The organism is uncultured Gemella sp., assembly GCF_963515875.1.
In the GTDB taxonomy this organism is placed as follows: domain Bacteria; phylum Bacillota; class Bacilli; order Staphylococcales; family Gemellaceae; genus Gemella.
Genome location: NZ_CAUPZX010000033.1, coordinates 1 through 20,612, shown reverse-complemented (window position 1 = coordinate 20,612; position 20,612 = coordinate 1). Strand labels below are relative to the sequence as shown.

At 29.3% G+C, this 20,612-nt stretch carries 18 protein-coding genes and 1 pseudogene; 16 read left to right on the top strand and 3 right to left on the bottom strand.

Annotated features, from left to right (window positions below; genetic code table 11):
• The first annotated feature begins 44 nt into the window (after window positions 1-44).
• The 8 genes from RWL85_RS08580 (at window position 45) to RWL85_RS06350 (ending at window position 7,293) form a co-directional block, all read left to right on the top strand.
• Window positions 45-254, top strand: coding sequence for a zinc ribbon domain-containing protein (locus RWL85_RS08580; protein ID WP_399533702.1), 210 nt, complete (start codon window positions 45-47; stop codon window positions 252-254).
• Window positions 255-307: 53 nt separating this feature from the next.
• Window positions 308-454 carry a hypothetical protein gene (locus RWL85_RS06380; RefSeq protein WP_314086206.1) on the top strand — a complete coding sequence of 49 codons (147 nt, stop codon included), beginning with the start codon at window positions 308-310 and terminating at the stop codon, window positions 452-454.
• 102 nt (window positions 455-556) lie between these two features.
• Window positions 557-1,768, top strand: a complete 1,212-nt coding sequence (locus RWL85_RS06375; RefSeq protein ID WP_314086204.1) for a hypothetical protein — start codon at window positions 557-559, stop codon at window positions 1,766-1,768.
• Window positions 1,769-1,931: 163 nt separating this feature from the next.
• Entirely contained in the window at window positions 1,932-2,120 is a 189-nt protein-coding gene (locus tag RWL85_RS06370) for a hypothetical protein (protein WP_000179769.1), read from the top strand.
• Window positions 2,121-2,182: 62 nt separating this feature from the next.
• Window positions 2,183-2,947, top strand: a complete 765-nt coding sequence (locus tag RWL85_RS06365) for an ATP-grasp domain-containing protein (protein ID WP_314086191.1) — start codon at window positions 2,183-2,185, stop codon at window positions 2,945-2,947.
• 211 nt (window positions 2,948-3,158) lie between these two features.
• Window positions 3,159-3,635, top strand: coding sequence for an IS200/IS605 family transposase (tnpA, locus tag RWL85_RS06360; RefSeq protein ID WP_314086188.1), 477 nt, complete (start codon window positions 3,159-3,161; stop codon window positions 3,633-3,635).
• Window positions 3,636-3,859: 224 nt separating this feature from the next.
• On the top strand, window positions 3,860-4,957 hold the full coding sequence (locus RWL85_RS06355; RefSeq protein ID WP_314086185.1) for an ATP-binding protein: 1,098 nt from the start codon (window positions 3,860-3,862) through the stop codon (window positions 4,955-4,957).
• A 2-nt stretch (window positions 4,958-4,959) separates the two neighbouring features.
• Window positions 4,960-7,293 carry a S8 family peptidase gene (locus tag RWL85_RS06350; protein ID WP_314086183.1) on the top strand — a complete coding sequence of 778 codons (2,334 nt, stop codon included), beginning with the start codon at window positions 4,960-4,962 and terminating at the stop codon, window positions 7,291-7,293.
• Between the two features lie 205 nt (window positions 7,294-7,498).
• Here RWL85_RS06350 and RWL85_RS06345 read toward each other — a convergent pair whose 3' ends face one another.
• Window positions 7,499-7,810 (bottom strand): transposase, encoded by a 312-nt coding sequence (locus tag RWL85_RS06345; protein ID WP_314086181.1) that lies wholly within the window; start codon window positions 7,808-7,810, stop codon window positions 7,499-7,501.
• A 30-nt stretch (window positions 7,811-7,840) separates the two neighbouring features.
• Window positions 7,841-8,113, bottom strand: coding sequence for a transposase family protein (locus tag RWL85_RS06340; RefSeq protein WP_314086178.1), 273 nt, complete (start codon window positions 8,111-8,113; stop codon window positions 7,841-7,843).
• 474 nt (window positions 8,114-8,587) lie between these two features.
• Here RWL85_RS06340 and RWL85_RS06335 point away from each other — a divergent pair, with 474 nt between their 5' ends.
• The 8 genes and pseudogenes from RWL85_RS06335 (at window position 8,588) to RWL85_RS06300 (ending at window position 19,837) form a co-directional block, all read left to right on the top strand.
• Window positions 8,588-9,223, top strand: coding sequence for a TetR/AcrR family transcriptional regulator (locus tag RWL85_RS06335; RefSeq protein ID WP_314086176.1), 636 nt, complete (start codon window positions 8,588-8,590; stop codon window positions 9,221-9,223).
• 236 nt (window positions 9,224-9,459) lie between these two features.
• On the top strand, window positions 9,460-10,200 hold the full coding sequence (locus RWL85_RS06330; protein ID WP_314086174.1) for an ABC transporter permease: 741 nt from the start codon (window positions 9,460-9,462) through the stop codon (window positions 10,198-10,200).
• A 171-nt stretch (window positions 10,201-10,371) separates the two neighbouring features.
• Window positions 10,372-11,091 (top strand): ATP-binding cassette domain-containing protein, encoded by a 720-nt coding sequence (locus RWL85_RS06325; RefSeq protein WP_314086173.1) that lies wholly within the window; start codon window positions 10,372-10,374, stop codon window positions 11,089-11,091.
• A gap of 21 nt (window positions 11,092-11,112) precedes the next feature.
• The gene (locus tag RWL85_RS06320; protein ID WP_314086171.1) at window positions 11,113-12,795 is read left to right on the top strand and encodes an ABC transporter ATP-binding protein; all 1,683 of its coding nucleotides are present in this window, start codon (window positions 11,113-11,115) and stop codon (window positions 12,793-12,795) included.
• A gap of 225 nt (window positions 12,796-13,020) precedes the next feature.
• Window positions 13,021-13,332: a hypothetical protein gene (locus tag RWL85_RS06315; protein ID WP_314086170.1), complete on the top strand. Its 312-nt coding sequence runs from the start codon at window positions 13,021-13,023 to the stop codon at window positions 13,330-13,332.
• 220 nt (window positions 13,333-13,552) lie between these two features.
• Window positions 13,553-16,579, top strand: coding sequence for a YSIRK-type signal peptide-containing protein (locus RWL85_RS06310; protein ID WP_314086168.1), 3,027 nt, complete (start codon window positions 13,553-13,555; stop codon window positions 16,577-16,579).
• 325 nt (window positions 16,580-16,904) lie between these two features.
• A complete protein-coding gene (locus RWL85_RS06305; RefSeq protein ID WP_314086165.1) occupies window positions 16,905-18,455 on the top strand; it encodes an IgA FC receptor in 1,551 nt (516 codons plus the stop codon).
• Between the two features lie 167 nt (window positions 18,456-18,622).
• A pseudogene (locus RWL85_RS06300) lies at window positions 18,623-19,837 on the top strand (IS256 family transposase).
• Between the two features lie 209 nt (window positions 19,838-20,046).
• Here the strand turns inward: RWL85_RS06300 and RWL85_RS06295 are convergent.
• Window positions 20,047-20,196: a DUF5960 family protein gene (locus RWL85_RS06295; RefSeq protein WP_314086163.1), complete on the bottom strand. Its 150-nt coding sequence runs from the start codon at window positions 20,194-20,196 to the stop codon at window positions 20,047-20,049.
• Window positions 20,197-20,612: the final 416 nt, after the last annotated feature.

The window sequence follows — 20,612 nt, the reverse complement described above, 5'->3', positions numbered from 1 at the left end:
TATTTGTACATTTTTATTTTGTCAAAACTGTACATTCTTATTTTATCATTCTCACCTTAATAACAAAAGTATTTTGTGCCGAATGTGGCTCAGTATTTGGTCGAAAGAACTGGATGATAAGTCTTGGTAAACGAAAGTTTTGGCAGTGTAATAATCTATATAGAATCAAAGGCCAGATTGGATGTTTAAACAATCATATCGATGAAGAAATACTTTATGAAAACAGTTGGACTACTTCAAGAGCATCAATCTGATGTGGTAGGAAGATAAGTGGTAAAAGCTAGAGTAAGGAGCAAATCTTCTTCATTTGTACTATGCAAAGCAGATGTATCAGATGCTAGATTTAGATAAATTTGATGGAGCAATCATGAATCAAGTTCTCGACCACATCAGTATTTTAGAAACTGGACAAATTGTAGTAAATTTCCTTGAAGGAACTGAGGTAGATTTATAAGAGACTGTGACAGGGAAGTTATAGTCTTTTTGAGGTTTTAGTGGTATAATAAACATAAGATAATTTCATTCTTTATAAATGATAATTAAGATGGAGGATTTTATGCTAAAATTTTTTCAGGATGAGTCGTTTCATGATTTGAAAATAAAACAAAAAGAAGGAGAACTGAACTTTGAAATACTTGATGCTTCACCATATTTTATAAATATTTTTTTAGGTTTTAGTGAACAGACTTATCAAAATATTGAAGAATTATATTTAATGTGGGAGGAGACTAATAAGAAATTCTTAGGAATAGTAAATGGTGCGGAATTTAAAGGTGAATCTATTAAGGCCAAAAACTATAAATTTGGCCTGGCATCCATGGATTTGAAGTATATCAAATTTTATAATTATCTATTCAGTTTACTTATTAACTACAACATGGTTCTTCAAATATCAACAACAAATAAATTAGAATTAATTATAGTCAACGTTTTTAAGCATATTATTTCTGAATTTGAAATTAGATATGGTAATTATGAGTTGCAGAAGTTTCTCTATTCTTTTATAAAAATTATAGACAGACATAGAACAACTAAGTTAGTTAAACTAATATTTGCTCCTGAAACCGATAGTGCTAATATACTATCTGAAATTCAATCAATATTAAGTAACATTATTAAAGAGGGAAAAGATGTACCACATCTATTTTTTGAGGTACAGACTGCGGAACAGCTCAAATTAATTCTAGAGAAGTTTTCTTTTTCTATCACAACTTTTGAAAGCTACAATTGGGATTATAGTTGGTCATTTGATGGACTAAGAGGATTGTTGGATGAAATACATATCCCAGATGAAGATATTGTATTATTTCTAGATGGGAAGAGTTGGAGAACGGAGGGAATGTTCAAGGCAGCAATAGAAAGATTTTGTTTTGCTGAAACACTTCGAGAAGAATCGGAAAATCATGTTGGGATTAGGATTGCTGATTTTTTATCAAATTTTATAGGTCGTATAATTAGAAATCTTGATTTAGATATTAGGACAGCTGATATTACAAAATTGACTTATATTGATGAAGAGTGGTTCAACGTAAGAAAAGAAGGATTTGAATGTTATAAATTATTAGGTAGTGTACTTAGGACACGCCAGAATATATATTGGACAACTCAAGTTGGTATCTATTTCGATACTGCAATTTTATTTTATAAATTTATAGATTATTTTTGTGATTTCAAAGATTATGAAACATATCGAGAGATTTCTAATAGAGAACATACAGAAAAACTGAACGTGATAGTAAAGTCTGCTTTATCAAGTCGCTTAAATTAAGTGCTATGCTTTTTACTTCTTAAAAACTATAGTTGGGAATTTTTATTACCAAAGATTTAAAGTTAATGTGATAAAAAGCCACCTCTTTTTTAAACTAATGTATTATAAAAAATAGTTGACACAAGTGTTACACCTATGATAGAATTAACTAGAGGTGAAGAAAATGGCAACTGATAAAAATAGAATAATGATTAGCTTGGATGATAAAAATCTAGAGAAACTTGAAAATTTAGTAGAAGATGCTAGAGATAGAAGAGGAATGCGACTAACAAAGTCCCAGGTTATTGAATTACTCCTAAATACCGTTGATTATTTCGATGATATTATGGGAGCTATTTACTCAAAAAAATAAGAGCAAAATTGCTATTATTTTTTTACAATCAGGTGCAACACTAGTGAAAAAGGAGTGATAAAATGGTTGTTTATATTAGACAAAGTAAATTACCAAGTGAGGTTTCAATTAATAAATACAATGCTCAAGTAGGTGCATACTTACAAGGAGAAGAAGTTATTTTATATCAATCTTTTTCTGAAATAAAACAGCTAACAAGTGATGATACAGTTGTAGATTATATAACGGAGACCAGAGCATTGCTAAAAATGATGGGGTTAAACGTTCCAGTTTATGACTATCCTATTGAGCTTAAAGAGTTTTATGGTCGAAAGATTTATGCAGGTGTTTTAGGAGAGATTGTAAATATACCTGATAATTGGGGAAAATTTATTAAGCCCAAAGCCGGTTCAAAAATCTTTACAGGAAGAGTTGTTAATGGAACCCGTGATTTGATAGGTATTGGTCTACCTTTCGACTATCCTATATGGATTAGTGAGGTTGTAGAATTCATAGCTGAATGGCGTTGTTTTGTTTTAGATGGTCGCGTGTTAGATGTTCGGCCTTATACAGGTGATTATCATACACAATTTGATCCTAGTGTAATTGATGAAGCCATATCATGTTGGAAAGATGCGCCAATAGCTTATGGACTAGATATTGGTGTTACTAGTGATGGCAGGACACTTGTTGTTGAAGTAAATGATGGTTATGCATTGGGAAATTATGGCCTATCTCCTTTAAAGTCAATCAATTTTCATAAAGCTAGATGGAAAGAAATGGTAAAACCTTATTTTGAAAAAAACGATATTTTTACTATGCCTAAAAATGAAAATATAAGTTTCTAAAAGGAACAGAAGTAAATCTGTGTTTGACTGCAACTAGTAAGTTGCAGTTTTTTATTTAATGACTTTAGTCAGTTGAGGAGGCAAAGTCTCCGAAACAAAAAAACACCCGCTATGCGGGTGAGAGCTAAGAGTTAAACAATTGAAAAATCATCCTTTCTTGATAAAATAAGAGTAGTTCAAGCTCTAAAATAAAGAAAGGATGATTTTAATTATGACAAATAAACATAATAGTTTATCGCATACAAAGTGGTTATGTAAATACCATATTGTATTTACACCTAAGTATAGACGAAAAATAGAATTTAATCAATATAAAATAGACATAGTAAATATAATACAGAGGTTATGTAAGTACAAAGGGGTAGAAATAATAGAAGGACATATAATGCCAGATCATATACATTTGCTGTTATCAATACCACCGAAGTACAGTGTATCAAGTTTTATGGGATATCTGAAAGGGAAAAGTTCACTGATGATATTTGATATGCACTCAAACTTGAAATATAAGTATGGAAATAGAAAGTTTTGGGCAGAAGGATATTATGTAAATACTGTAGGATTAAATGAAAGTACAATAAGAAAATATATCAGAGAACAAGAATCGCATGACATTGCAATAGATAAACTGACAACAAAAGAATATACAAATCCATTTGGAAATAAAAAAATAGATAAACCCGTTTAACGAGTAGCGGGCGTTAAAATACAATGGGGCTTGAACGAATGTGAAAGCCAGCGCATTGAGTAACAAAGGGTTATACCCAAAGAGAAAACCACCCCTTCCCAGGGATAGTCATTATTCTGATAACAATAATTAGAAAATAATAACAAAAAATATGTATTTGATAACAAAAATATTGAAAAATAATGAAGTTTGATGTATAATAAATAAAATAGGAGGTGCATGGAATGTATACTGAAATTTCCAAAATAATTGAAGGTGCGTTATCCGGAGACAAGGAAAAGGTCTTTAATTATTCTAAAATATTGGCTAAAAATTTAGAAAATAATGGTGATTTAGCATTATCACGCAAAATAAATAATTTATTATCAAAAAAAAGAGGAGGAATATTGTCCTTAGATTCATTATCATCTAAGCCTGTTGATGGTGAAAGCAGAATGGACATGGTGGATATTTGCTATCCAATTATTGATAGAGACAAATTAATTTTGAATAATGAAATCGACAACAAAATCAAGGAGTTTATAAAAGGTTATGAAAATAGAGATAAATTATTAAAAGCTGGAATAGATGAACCTTGTGCATTGCTTCTCTATGGTCCGCCGGGATGTGGTAAAACCTCAATGGCACAATATATATCTATGGAGACTGGACTTCCATTAGTAACTGCTAGGTTGGATGGAATGATTTCATCTTTGTTGGGAAGTACAGCAAAAAATATTAGGAAAATATTTGATTTTGCTTCAAGGCAAGAATGTATCTTGTTTTTAGATGAATTTGATGTAATTGCTAAAATAAGAGATGATAAAAATGAGACGGGAGAATTAAAAAGAGTTGTAAATAGCCTTATTCAAAATATAGATGTTTTTAGCAAAGATAGTATTATAATTGCAGCTACAAATCATCATGAATTACTTGATCCTGCTATTTGGCGTAGATTTAATAGAGTTTTGAGTGTTAGTAAACCAACAGAACTTGAAATTAATAGTTTGATTCATACATCTATCGATACATCAAAATTTAAATTTGATATTTCAGATAAGAAAATTAAGAATATGTCAAGTTCGCTAATAGGATTAAGTCATTCTGATATTAACACTATAATGAATAATTCTATGAGAAGTTCCGTAATCAATGAAAAAAATGAGATTACATTATTTGATATTTTAAGAGAAGCATTTTTGTTCAAAAATCATTCAATAACTAGTGACATAGAGTTCCTTGAATTTTTAATTCAAGGAGGAATGACTCATAGAGAATTGCAAAGTTGTGGATTTCCACTGAGAAGAATACAGATGATTTCTAAAAAGTTAAGGGGTGAATAATAATGAAAGAGAAATTGCCAATTAAATTTTTTGCTAAACGTGAAGAAGATAAACAAAGAGTAGAAGGTGGAGGTAAAAAAGAACTTCCTAAATTTGTTTTAAGTGGTAGTGAGTTAAATGAAAAATCTGCTGAATTGTCTCGAATGATTTTTGATGTGTTAGAAGAAGATTGGGAAGACAGAAACATACCAGTTATGATTGAAGCAAAATTAAATAAAGATGCTCATGCTAAAAGCCATAGAAAGAAAATCGAGAATATATTTTTTACTAATAAGAATAATGTTATTGGAGTTTCAGATGAAAATACTTTAATTGTTCGTGTAGATTCTCAAAAAGAGGGAGCTAAAATTGAAGAAAAAATAGCCGATGTTAAAAATAATGCATATGGTATTTCGGGTATTGACAATATCATTAAATATAAGCCTACTGTATATAAAATGGAAGGTGTCTCTAACTATAAGGTGAAACTTTTTAACTTCAACGAGTTTTCTATTAATACGAGTCATGAAGCAAAATTTGAGATGTTTATGAGAAATGAACATGTAGAATTCGTAAAAACAAATTATACGAAATCACTAATAATATATAAACTATGCAATATATCAAATTTGCAAGTGGATAAGCTCGTAAATAGCACATTATTTGACTTAGCAGAAGAATTTGTTCCTATGCCATATGTATCAATTAATTTAGATGCTTTGAATAAAAAAGATGAAATTAAGGTAAAAGAATATGATGTTGATAAAAGAAGTGAGATTGTCGGTGTTTTAGATAATGGAATATGTGGGATAGCCCCATTAAAGTCATGGATTTATGGAAATAGAAATTCCCCATATCCAAATGATTTAATATCGGAAACTCATGGAACATTTGTTGCGGGTGTTATTACATATGGGGATGAGTTTCAAGGAGAAGAAGTTGTCGGGGCTAAAAATATAAGAGTCTTTGATGCTGCGATTTTTCCAGATACTCAAAAAGAAAGAATAGAAGAAGATGAATTAATAGAAAACATTAGAGAGGTTATAAAAAATAACCATAAAAAAATAAAAATATGGAATTTATCAATAAGTATTGTTCGAGAAATATCTGAACAAAAATTTAGCGATTTTGCTATTGCATTGGATGATATTCAAGACGAATATAATGTCTTAATATGTAAATCAGCTGGAAATTGTATTAATTTTGCTAGAGGAGGTGCTGTTGGCAAATTGCACGAAGGAGCTGATTCCGTTAGATCATTAGTGGTTGGATCTATTGCAGATAAAAAAGAGTATGGTTGGATATCTGAGCCATATAACTTGTCGCCATTTTCGAGAAGAGGTCCAGGTCCTGCATATATAATAAAGCCTGATATTGTTCATTTAGGCGGTAATGCTGGAGTTAATTCACAAGGAGAGATTATTCAAGGGGGAGTAAAATCATTTTCTAAAAATGGAGAGGTTGCAGAACAAGCAGGCACTAGCTTTTCCACACCTAGGGTAGCTGCTTTAGCTGCGGGATTATTAAATGAAATGGATGAAGAATTTGACCCGTTGTTATTGAAAAGCTTAATAATTCATTCAGCTAATTATCCTAATAATACTGAAATATCAGAATTTGAAAGAACTAAATATCTTGGTTTTGGATTACCTGATACCGTTCATAACATATTATATAATACTCCAAATGAAATAACTTTAATACTGCGTGATGTTCTGCCAAAAGGAAGATTTATAGATATTAAAGACTTTCCTATGCCAGAATGCTTAGCAAAGGATGGGTTCTTTAATTTTCAGGCTATTGTAACACTTGTATATGATCCTATTTTAGATCCAACTCAAGGATTCGAATATTGTCAATCGAATATAGATGTGAGGTTTGGTTCTTATGATGAAAAGGTACCTAGAGATACAAGTAAGAATAGTATACTAAATCCGATTGGAAGGAGTGGAGCTCAAAATATATTGGTGGGTTCATTATATAGTAAAGTCAAAATGAGAGAGTCATCGAAAGAGTTTGCGTTAAAAGAAAGAATGTTAATTCAGTATGGAGATAAATATTATCCAGTAAAAAAATATGCAGTGGATACATCTGAGTTAACAGACGGAAATAAATTGAAATATACAACTGCCGATAAAAAATGGTATTTAACAATAGATAACACTTATAGAAGTAGTATTGAAGATAGAGCAGCTATCGAGAATAGGGAATTAAGCCAAGAATTTTGTTTAATCATCACAATTAAAGATCCAACTAATACTTGTAATGTTTATAATGGTATTACACATAAACTCGATGAATATAATTTTTGGCACAATAATATCAAAATATCAGAAAACATCAATATTAATTTATAAAAGAACATTGAAAATGGGTAAGAAATTAATTATCTCGCAATCTCCTTATCCATATAAATTCCATAATTTTTCGTATCTTGTAAAGTTTGTCCATAGTAGATTTTGAGGAAGAATACTCTTGCATAAGGGTATTCTTTTTTTGTTTTTTGTCAAGTTCGGGGCATGGAGAAAAATAGGAAATAAGATCTAGGCAGCATTTTGCTGCTTAGATTTTTACTTTCTTTCTTACTTTTCTTGGATATCTCATAAAGTATTGTTTTAATATATGTTGTGTTCTACCATCTACAATATCTATAAAGTCATGTGTTCTAGCATCTAAGAATACGAAACTCATTCCATTTTTACTATCTTTAGTTGATTTTATTTCATCGAAACATAGGTGCTCTGGTAAGTTTGAATGAGTCTTAACTTCTACAGCTTCTCTACATGATTTCATTACTCTTACTACTGTAGATACTGATACATTACTTAATTCAGCTATATCTTTAAAAGACAATGTTTTAGATAGATTTTTCATTATGTAAAATATAAGATTTTTAGATATACTTCAGTGTTTTTTTACAAATGGTGTTTCAGCACAAAACTTAGAATCACATTCTCTACATTTGAAGCGTTGTTTTTTTAATCTAAGGTATGTAGGGCATTCAGACATCTTTAATAAAGCTACTTTTAATGGATTTCTAAATCCATTTTTAACTATATTATTTCCGTCTTTCTTACAATCGCAGTTTGTACAACACTTTGGTTCATATGATAAAGTCCCATGAAATACGAATGTATCTTGACCATCTACATTGATTAAATCAAGTTTGTCCTCCATAGTTATATTTTGGTCTTTTATTAATAGTAAATTTGTGATAAAATTAGACATAACCAATATTCTTTCTTAATTATTTTTCTACGCTTTAATTATATTGGATATTTGTCTTTTTATGTATAAAAATTGAAATCCGGGGCTGGAATTTTTTCCATGCCCCGGACTTAGTATACAACCAAAATATGTTGTAAAGAATAGCCCCCCAATCATATTTTTTTTAAGCTTTGAAACAATTATATGTACCCCTTTTACTGGACAAACCAGTGGAAGTGGATTATAGTTATGAATTTAAAATAAAATGTGTCAAGATGTATGTAAGAGGAGAGAGTATAAGATTACTTTGTATAACAACTTGAACTAATATTAAGAGTAAACTCTAAAAAATAAAGTGGGAGAAACAATAAGAAACTTGACATTATTAGTTTAGTACATTATAATGAAAGTTACATACCACCGGTATGGTAGGAAGGAGATATTATGGCAAGGAATAGAAATCCATATGAAACTAGAAAAAAAATACTAGAAGTTTCTAAAGATTTATTTTTAAAAAAGGGATTTGATAATACCTCTATACAAGATATAATAAATGGATTAGGTGGATTGACAAAAGGTGTTATTTATCATCATTTTGAATCGAAACAAGAAATATTACAATCGATTATTAGAGAAAACAATCAAGAAATTTTAAATTATAATTGGAGAGGAGACACTGGGTTAGAAAAAATACAAAATTCTTTGATGGATGCTTTCTCTAATTTTGAACAACAGAGGCTTGTATATTCAGCTTCGATTAAGCTAAGGAGTCCACGTTTGTTAGGAGAGCAGTATCTAAGTTTATTTTCTGATTTTTTACCAGAAATTAGAGAAAGAGTTTACGAAGGTGTTAAAGATGAATCGATTAAAACAGAATATCCAGAAGAGTTAGCTGATTTGATTATTTTAACTTTAAATATTTGGATTGGATTTCAAATTTCTGTTTATTCAGTAGAGGAACTAAAGAGAAAAATGAAATTCATTAAACTTTCATTTGATGGACTAGGGGTACAATTGATTTCTGATGAAATGATGGAAGTAATTTTCCAATTATTTGATCACTTAAAAGGTATTAAATAAATAATCTTGGGGTATCCTTGTTAGCAATGATTTTATGTATTTGATATTTTAAAAATAACATACTCAGGTATGTTATTAAAAAACTTACTAACATACCAACAGTATGTATATTTTTTAGCACTTACATACCAATAGTATGTACAATGTTGTTGTTTGATTAAAACAGTTATTTTAAATATGTATTTAGAATAGTTTAAATAATATGAACTATATTTATTTTTAGGAGGAAAAAATCTATGTTATCACTTATTAAAATTGAAATAAATAAGGTTTCAAAATCTAAATTATTTTTGGTTTGGTTTGTTACTATATTGATAGTATTAGGTGTTACGGGAATTATAATTATGGGGCTAGGTACGGATAATAAATTGGGAGAATTTGTAGGGCAGGGTTCTAATAATTTTAGAATTGCTGATAAATGGGAAAATTGGGCAATTGCAACATCATTGTTTTCAGCTTTATTTACAAAAGCAGCATTTTTAATTTTTGAAGCTTATTTATTTTCTACAATTTTTATCGATGAATTTAAACAAAGAACAATTTTTCAGTTGTTTTCTTACCCTATTTCAAAAATAAAGTTACTATGGGGAAAAATTATATCGGTGATTTTAATATCATTTATTGCTCATTTTACTGCACATTTAGTTATTCAATTATTAATTAGATTAGTCGCAGTTTTAACTGAATCAAATTATATACCAGTAGTTAATCAATTAATTAATTTAGTTGGAATTTCGTTTGGGACAGTATTAATTGGGATATTACCTTTTGTTATAGGTATGATTAAGTATTCAACACCTATAACAATGCTTTCTGGACTTGGTTTAGCTGCATTACTATCTAATGCAACTCCGGGAAGTTTGGCTAATAATTTTGTTAACAACTCATTATTCTTAATATTTGCTAGCTCCATAAGTATAATTATTGCTTCAGTTTCAATTTATAATATTTCAAGAAAAGATATTAATATCAAGTAGTATAACTTAATTTACTGGAATGAATTGTTTCAGGAATAAAAATTAAATGACTAAAATAAGTAACAGTCTTTTGATAATTACTTTAAAAGAAGAGATTATATAAGTTAGTATTCATACTCCTGAAGAAGAAAATCTCGTATTGAGAGCTGATATAGAAAGAGAGGTATAGAAATGAGAAATGTTGTTGAAATAAAAGAACTTTTTAAAACTATTGATAAGGAAGAAATTTTAAGTGGTATTAATCTTCAAATTGCTGAAGGAGAAATATATGGTTTTTTAGGTCCCAATGGAGCAGGAAAAACAACTTTAATGAAATGTATGTTGTCCTTATCAACTATTACATCTGGTAGTATTGAAATTTTTGGGAAAAATTTATCAGAACACAGAGAAGAAATTTTAAGTCAGGTTGGTAGTATTATTGAAACACCAATTTTTTATGAAAATTGTACTGCAAAAGAAGTCTTGAAAATTCATGCTAAGTATATGGGGAAAAATATAAATGAATCAGATATAATAAGTGTCTTAAGTATGGTAGGATTAAAAAATACTACTAAAAAAGTAAAAGAGTTTTCGTTGGGGATGAGGCAGAGACTTGGTCTAGCTAGAGCTTTTTTAACAAAACCTAGATTATTAATCTTAGATGAACCAATCAATGGTTTGGATCCAATAGGAATTCAAGAAATTCGAAATCTTTTGCTGAAACTTTCTAAGGAACATGGAATTACAATATTAATTTCAAGTCATATCTTATCCGAAATTTCACAAATAGCAGATAAGATTGGTGTTATAAAAAATGGAGGAATAATCGAACAAATCACTATGAAAGAAATTATGAGAGAAAATATTGATTTAGAGGAATATTTCATGTCGCATTTTCTAAATAAAATTTAATAATTATGAGGTGGATTAAGAATGAAACAATTGATAAAGAATCATAAAATGTTTTATTATGCTTTCATGATCTTTAATATGCTAGTCCCCTTAACTAATATTGCTTTTGCTTATTCTATTAAAGACATTATTGATAGTGGAATGTCCCAAAATAGAGAAGCTCTGACCCGGGCGGTACTAGTCGGCGCTGCTGTTATTTTTCTCTATGCAGGGCTTAATTTTATATCCCTTCGATTGAGAAATAAACTTGTTAGAAAAATTATGTCAAGATATAAAAACAAGGTGTTTCAATCAATTTTAGACAAGGATTATAGGGAATTTTCTAAGGAGAAATCAGGAAAATATATTTCTATATTGACTGAAAATATGAAGAAAATTGAGCAAGACTATTTGTACCAGTATTTTAATATTTCAAAAAACTTTTCCTTGATGATTTTCTCGCTAATAGCCATGTTTATAGGTAACTGGTTTTTAACTTTATTGGTTATCATTACCAGCATTATTCCAATGGTAATTTCAGGATTTATTGGGAAAATGTCAGTTTCGTTACAAAATAGTGCGATTATTGCCGATCAGAAGTATTTAGCTAAGGTTAAAGATATTCTATCAGGTTTTCTGGTTATTAAAAGTTTTAATGTTAAGGAGGTTATTCGTCAAGATTACAGTCACGAAAGCGAAAAATTGGATGAGATATATTTTATGAAAGGAAAGTTTGATACTTTGACTAATGTTATTTCTCAGCTTTCAGGGATGATTGTGTTTTTAGTAGCCTTTGGCGGAGGAATGTATCTCGTTTTCGATGGTCATACCACAATTGGAAGTGTAACAGCTATTGTTCAACTAGTCAATTTTGTAGTAATGCCACTAAATGAAATTGGTATGGGAATAAGTAAATTCCGTGAAGGGAAGGCAACATTAGGTTCATATAAGATGAAGGATGTATCCGAACTACAAACTGGTAAAAGGAAAGAATATTTCGATGATGTTATTTCTTTTTCAAATATTGATTTTTCTTATCCTAACTCTGAAGAAAAAATTTTTAATAATTTATCTTTGAATATTAAAAAGGGTGAAAAAATTGCAATCGTAGGTATGTCAGGGAGTGGAAAATCAACTTTGCTTAATCTATTATTGCGTTTTTATGATGTGACAAGTGGGTATATTTCAATTGATAATCAAGATTTGCAAGACATTTCGTCAGAGAGTCTATATAATTTAATGACTGTTGTTCAACAAGACGTTTATATTTTTGATGATACCTTAAGTGCAAATATTACCCTTAATCAACATTTTGCAGAAGATGATATAAAACAAGCTGTACAGCAGTCTGGGTTAGAAAATTATATTTTAGAAAATGAATTAGGTCTACAAACTTTATGTGGTGAAAATGGAGCAAATCTATCCGGTGGACAAAAACAGAGACTTAGCATTGCTCGCGCCTTAATTCGTAAAACACCAATCTTATTATTAGATGAGGCTACTTCATCTTTGGATAATCAAGTTACTACTGAAATTGAAAATTCAATCTTGAAAATCCAAAGTTTGACAGCTCTTGTTGTTACACATAAGTTAAATGAAACTATTTTGAAAAAATATGATAGAATTATTTTTATGAAAGACGGTGTCATTGTTGAAGATGGTTCTTTTGTTGATTTGATGGATAGAAAAGGTGAATTTTATAAGTTGTTTGGGTTGAGTACGTAACTTTGATAGTAAAAAATATAATATTATAAAATGTAAATCAAAATTAATGAGTCGATTACGAATTGCTTAATGTTTTGACAGTATAGTTCATATATTTAAGAAATCTGTATGATTTTGTATATTCACTCATAATATTGATAATCTCTATCAGTGGAATATATTTGTTGTTTCATAAGTATTAGTATATAATTTTAGTTGAAATTATACGTATTTAGGAGAATAAGAATGAGATTAGAAGATTTTACAGAACAGGAACAAGAACAGATAAAGAAAGGTCTTACTTTTTCAGTAATCAGTGATAAAGAAACTGCGGAAAGAATACTTTCATTAGTACCTGAAGAATTAATGAAGAAAATACCATTTTTTGTAAGAAAACATGCGAACACTCGTACAGTTAAGAGAATTTCTATTGAATATCCAGAACTTTATGCTGCAGCTCAACAAGAAGGTGAGTGGCCTGAAAAAGAAAAAGAAGAACTACGTAAAGTTATTACGGAGATTTTCCAAGAAAAAATGAATAAACATAGTATTAAATAATTAATATTTTCTTCTGATGTTATTATAAATGTTTAATTCATTTGATGATGAATTTACTAGATGAATGTAAAACAAATACTTAGATAATATTTTAAAACGAACATGATATGCTGTATCAGTTCGTTTTTTTAGTGAAAACATAATAACTTGCTGATTGTATGTATATATAATATAATTAAAATGATTTATAATATTTATGTAATTAAAAGAGGAGATAGTTATGGTTAGTAAGAAAAAATATTCTATTAGAAAAGTGTCAGTTGGAACAGCCAGTGTATTAATAGGGATTACCGCCGGTTCTCTAGGAACAGCTTATGCACAAGAAGAAATTAATAATGTGGTAATTAGTGCTGAAGCGAATCATAATGTGAGTGAAAAGCCTTCGGATAAGCCTGTTTTAGAAGAAAGCATGAAGCCGAGTTCGTCACCTGAGGTTACTTCGAAACCAACAAGAGCTGATGCCCCAATTTTAACACCAGCTCCAGTGAGACCATCATCGCCAGTACCTACACCAGCCCCAGAGATAAAACCAACGCCATCATCGGAAGTGTCAGAAGATAATATTGATTGGGCTCTTATAAAAGAGAAAGAATACTTGAAGTACTCACTGAATAATATTATTGATGGAAAAGAAAAAGAAAGATTAGTTAATAGTTTATGGGCTGCCAAATCTACAGAAGATCTTTTGAAAATTAGAAATGAATATGAAGTTATTAAAAAGGCTGAAGAGAAACAGAAGGAATTAGAAAATAGAGTATATTCTTTGAAAAGAGTACATAATCTATATCTAGGAAATGATCAAAATCAAGAATTTACTAAAGAAGTAGGATCAGCTAAAAATGATAATGAATTAAACGAAATTGTAGAAAAATATAAATTAATAAAGGCTAAAGCTGATTTAAAAGATGATTATGACTATAGGATTATTCCTAGAGAAGAGATAGATTCTGTAAATGTGATAACTGAATTAAATGATTTAAAAGAAAAATATAAATTATCAAAATTACAAAAAGAATTAGAGAGTTTAGTAAATAGAACGTCTTCTACTCATCGTGATGAAAATACAGGAGCAGGTCTACCGCTATTATCCGAAAATCGAAGAAAGTTTTTATTAAAAGAAATTGAAGCTCTTAAAACTTCAGAAAAGGCAGAAGAATTAAGAAAAATAATTTCTGCTGAACAACAGATAATTTATAGAAGAGAAGAAGTAATTTCTAGTGTAAAACACCATTTAACAGATTTAACAGATGAGCAGCTTGTTCCTTTTGTAAATGAACTGGAAAAATATACAACTGAAGCTGACCTTAATAAGGTAAAGGAAAAAATCGTAGCTGAAGACAAAAAATTAAGAGAAGAACGTATAAAAAAAGAACAGACTAATATTTTAGAGGTTCTAAATACAAAAGCTAAACTTAATGATTATGAAAAAGAAAAGCTAAAACAAGAAATGGTGGAGCAGTATAAGAGAGAATATGAGGAATATCGTGGACCAGGAATAGGGATTGTTGGTAGAGAATGGACACGTTTGAAATACAATTATGTGGGTAAGAGTAATAGTGAGTTTAATTTACTTAGTATGATTGAAAGAATTGAAAGTCTTAGAAATGACGAATATTTATCTGATGAAGTTAAAAGAAAATATATAGATCAGATATTGCAAAAGAATGAGAATAGAAATATATATGAACTTATAAATGTTGAAAAATTCATAGGAAATGTTAACAAATCTGAATTATTAGTAGAGGATAAAAATATTCTTAAGAGTAAAGCTGAAATAATTTTAAGTTCTATAGAAAATGGTAAATATATAGATAGGGATGCAATGTCGAATCTCTATTCAATTTTTAATAATATAAAAAATATTGAGAGTATCTCTGAAATTCCAACTCATATTAAGCAACTTATGAAGGATTATTTGTTTAGAGATGAAGTAGGAAAATCTCTTATGTTTGAACCGAGAGATTATAAAAGTTATTACTCATTAAAGAATAAAATTTTTAGTTTGATCGCAGTACCTAAAGAATTAACCTTCGAACTGAAAAGATTATTAGAGATAGTTGAAAAAGAAGAGATAAAACCAATAACGAACAGACTTTCTGGTAATATTGATAAGGATGGTAATAATCCGAAAATTGCTATACCAGGAGAAACCAAACTCTCTCAATTAACAACTAAAGTAGATAGTCTAGAAAAATTATACACTTACACTCATATTCCAGAGTATAAACTCATTAAATTTAGAGATGAGATATTAGATGCTACATCTTCAGAAAATGTACGAAATACTCTTGCTACTGCTCGAGCTGTAGATGAAACATTGGAAATTCTTGGTTTTAATGGAGATTATCCAAAAGTAAAAGATCGTTTGGCTGACAAGGTGGAAAATAAAACTCTTAAAGAAGATAAAGGAATAAAAGATAGTAATAAACCAGATGTTTCAAAAGAAAATAAAGTTACCAAGAATAACCAACCAGGAAAAGATACTTCTAAAAAGGAAACATCTAAAGAAGTAACTGTTACTGAAAATAAAAATGAAGTATCTAAAAAAGACACTTCAGATAAAAAAGAAGAATCGAATAATGAAAAACAAGAAGCTCTAACAAATAATCCTGTAGTAGAAAATCATGTTTTATCGGCGAAACTGTCAGGTAAAGATGTGACTGTATCATTTGATAAGAGTAAAATTAATGCTGATGATGTCTTTGTAGGTGCAATAAATGATGTGAATCTTAATAAAGCTATCATAGAAAAACTAGGTAATGAATATAAAGTTATTGAAGTTTTTGAAATTCACTTCAAAAAAGATGGTAAAAAAATAGATAGTGATGCTGAGCGTACAGTAAAATTATCGGTTGTGAAAAATGATAACGCTGAACTAGAAGTATATCATATAGCTGATAATAACGTTCTAGAAAAAGTAGATAGTAGTTATAGTGAAGGATCATTGAAGTTTACAATAAATCATTTTAGTAGCTTTGCTATTTTAGAGAGAATTAGAGTTGGAGCCAAGGATTTAGAAAGTCGTGTTCAGATTGCAACTCCAGCCAAAGCAGACTATAAAGTAGAAAACAATAGAAATACTCTTAGTACAAATAATGATCATAAAGATGATAAAAATAATAAAACAAAAATAACAGAGCTACCTAAAACAGGGCTAGAGACAACAAGAGAGTTAGGGATAGCGTTGTTAGCATTGGGAACTGCAATCGCAATAAGAAGAGGAAATAAGTTTTTGGAACAAAAATAGGATGATATTACTTTAAATTTTGTTATTTTTCTAATGATTCTAATTCCAATAATTTTTTAATATTAATAAAATTTGAGATATGAACTATGCTTCGTATCTCGATTTTTTTCTAGTATTAATTAAAATGATATTTAAATTTTAATCTTTTTATACAATTTTCAACAGAATTTCATACTAATAATTCAAAAAAAGGATTATATACATTTGTAAATGATGTGAGACAAAAAAAGGATTAATGCTTGCTCAATTTGTTCATTTATATTATAATTATAGTGATATAAAAGCGAATTTTATAAACTTTATATGATTTTATAAGGAGGAAGCTATGACTAAAAATAAAAAATATTCAGTAAAAAAAGTTACAGTGGCTGTTACGAGTATTTTAATGGGTGTTTCTGCTGGTTCACTTGGAACAGCTTATGCACAACAAGATAATGATATTAAACCTGCTGTGGAAATTAAACATAATAATACTGAAGGGCATTTAAATAAACCTATTATAGAAGGAAAGAACTTAGCAGGAACTAGTAAACCTGATGGGTTAAATGAAGTAGCTCCAAAAACTATAGAGAAATCAGTAGAGAAACCAACCGAAAAACCTGTAGAACCAGCAAAAGATGATAAAACTACTGGAGAGGCTATTGGTGAAAAGGTTGACTGGAATTCTATAGATGCAAGAGAATTTTTAAATCATATAATATCTGATGCTAAAGCGGATAAAAATAAAGAACATGAAATTAAAGTTTTGTGGTTAACTAAAATTAAGGATTTATTAACGGTATATCCTAATAATGAAAATCTTCAAAAAATAAAAACTATTTTAGAAGAAGATTTGAAAAAAGATGGTGTAAAAGAAGAAAAACCTTCTGAAAACAATAAAGAAGTCTCAAAAGATAAAGATAAGAAAGAGGTTCCTAAGGAAGAGAAAACACCAGAGGATAAAAAAGACAATAAAGAAGTCTCAAAAGATAAAGATAAGAAAGAAGTTCCTAAGGACGAGAAAACACCAGAGGATAAAAAAGACAATAAAGAAGTTTCAAAAGATAAAGATAAGAAAGAAGCTCCTAAAGAAGAGAAAACACCAGAGGATAAAAAAGACAATAAAGAAGTCTCAAAAGATAAAGATAAGAAAGAAACTTCGAAAGAAGAACAATCTTCTGAAGGGAGAAATGTTAAGAAAGAACTAAAAAAAGAGACTCCTAAAAAAGAAACTACAGAAAAACAAGGAAATCTGTTAAATAGTGCTGCAGACAATCATGTTTTATCATCAAAATTATCAGGACGCGATGTTAATGTATCTTTTGATAAAAATAAGATAAAAGCTGATGAGGTCTTTGTAGGTGCTATAAATGATGAAAATCTTAATAAAGAAATTATCAATAAATTGGGTAACGAATACAAGGTTGTTGAAGTTTTTGAAATTCACTTTAAAAAAGATGGTAAGAAGCTAGATAGCGATGCTGAACGTACAGTTAAAGTATCAGTAGTAAAAAATAATTCTGCAAAACTTGAAGTATATCATATAGCGGATAATAATGTTTTAGAAAAAGTGGATAGTAGCTTTAGTGACGGAGTAGTTCAATTTAAAATAAATCATTTTAGTAAATTTACTATATTAGAGAGAATTAGAGTAGGAGCAAAAGACTTAGAAAGTCGTGTTCAAATAGTAACTCCAGTAAAAGCTGAATATAATGCAGAAAGTATACAAATTACTAAAACTACAACAGCTAACAATCAAAGTAGTAAAAAAGGCGAAAACATAAAAAAAGAAAATGAAGATCTGCCAAAAACTGGTTTAAAAACAACTGATACATTCGGTATTGCATTGTTATCTTTAGGGATTGTAATAGCTATTAGAAGAAAACAAAGACAGTAGAATCTATTTATCCCAAAAGTAGAGAGGTTTAAAGAAAATAGACTAGAAAATTAGAAATGTATATTCTAGTTTTCTAGTCTATTTTTCATTTGGAGAGCCTGTGAAAAAAAGTCTGTAAAAATACCCCTTCCTATGTTAAACTGAAATTAACTAGGGAGGGTAAAAAAATGGCAAGAAAAAAAAGAGATCCAAAAAAACAAGAATTAATAAAACAATTAGTATCAGAATACGGAGTAGAAAGCATAGCGGATATACAAAACGCCTTAAAAGACTTACTAGGTGGTACGATAGAAGAGCTACTACAAGCAGAAATAAATAATCACTTAGGATATGAAAAGTATGGACATGGTGACAAAGAAAACTATAGAAATGGCTATAAAGAAAAAAAAGTTCAAAGTAATTATGGTGACCTAGAAATAGCAGTTCCACAAGATAGAAGTTCTACATTTGAACCAATGATAGTTCCAAAAAGAGAAAAAGATATCTCAGAAATAGAAAACAAAATAATAGGTCTATATTCCTTAGGAATGACCACAAGGGATATTGCACAAGAGGTAAAAGAACTGTATGGATGTGAGATATCAGAAGGGCTAGTATCAGACATTACTGATAAAATAATTCCAAAGATAAAAGAATGGAAAACAAGAGCACTAGATGAAGTCTATGCCGTAGTTTATATAGATGCAGTACACTTTAGTGTGAAAGAAAATGGAATTGTAGGGAAAAAAGCTGTCTATATCGCATTAGGAGTGAACCAAGAAGGTAAGAAAGACATATTATCGATGTATATAGGAACAAATGAAAGTGCAAAAACATGGTTATCTCTATTTAACGACCTTAAAAATCGAGGAGTAAAAGATATATTAGTAATGTGTGCAGATGGCTTAACAGGGATAAAAGAAGCCATAGCAGCTGCCTTTCCAAAAACAGAATATCAAAGATGTATAGTGCATATGATAAGAAACACAACAAAGTTTGTAGCGACAAAAGACTATAAAGAGCTGTGTGCAGACTTAAAAACAATATACAATGCACCAACAGAAGAATAAGCCCAAAACAACCTAGATATAGTAGCAGACAAATGGGAAAGTAAATATCCAAAACTAATGAGTAGTTGGTATTCAGAATGGGATGCAATAATACCAATATTTAAATTTAGTGTAAAAGTGAGAACAGTAATATATACAACAAATGCAGTGGAAAGTGTAAATTCAAGATTAAGAAGCATGAATAAGAAACGATCAGTCTTTCCGAATAAGGTATCATTAGAAAAAGCGCTATATCTAGCTATAGAAAGAATAGTAAAAAAATGGACAGGAGCTATAAGAGATTGGGGGCAAATCTATGGAGAGTTAAGAATAATGTATGAGGATAGGATATAAATAAATTAGCTTTCATTCTCTTGGCGAGTCTAGATTTTACGTCTTTACTTGTCAAGGACAAGGGCTTCGCCTTATAAAAATCCTTGACAAGTATGCCTTAAAAATCTAAAATAGACTCTAGAGAATGAAAGCCATTAAAATAATTAAATCTATAAAATTAAATATTATAAACTAGTAAATTTTGGTTAACATAAAGAATTTACAGAGTTTTATTCACACTCCCCATTTGGAAATTTGTGTCCGATATATTGAAAAATTCTAACCATTTTGTTTTCTGTAGGGGTTTTAACTTTAAAGAAAAAATAGTGATCTCTCTTATCTTTTGATTTGGCAGTGTCAAGATTTTTGTGTAAACACAATCTGATGCTTTAAATAAAGTTAACTATTTATAATTTTATTAGTTCTTATGGCTTTTATTCCTTAGAGTTTAATAAGATTTTTCAAGAGATTTTGTCAAGAATTCAAAGAAGGCTTGCCCTTGTTCTTGACAAAATCATAGAAAAATCTAAACTCTAGAAGGGAATAAAAGCTAGTTTATATATATTTCTTCTATCATATTCTCTAATTCTTCTTTCGCCATACTAAAGCCATAGTGCGATATACCTACATATTTTACGTTATATTCACATGCTGATACACAAACATATCTGTTTAGAGATTGTTCATTAGGGAATTGTTCTTTTTTCTTTATTCCTTTTTTAGATGTTTATTATAATTTTCTATTTAAACCCCTTTTCTTAAGATCTTCTAACATATCTTTGTAGTTTTCTGGTGA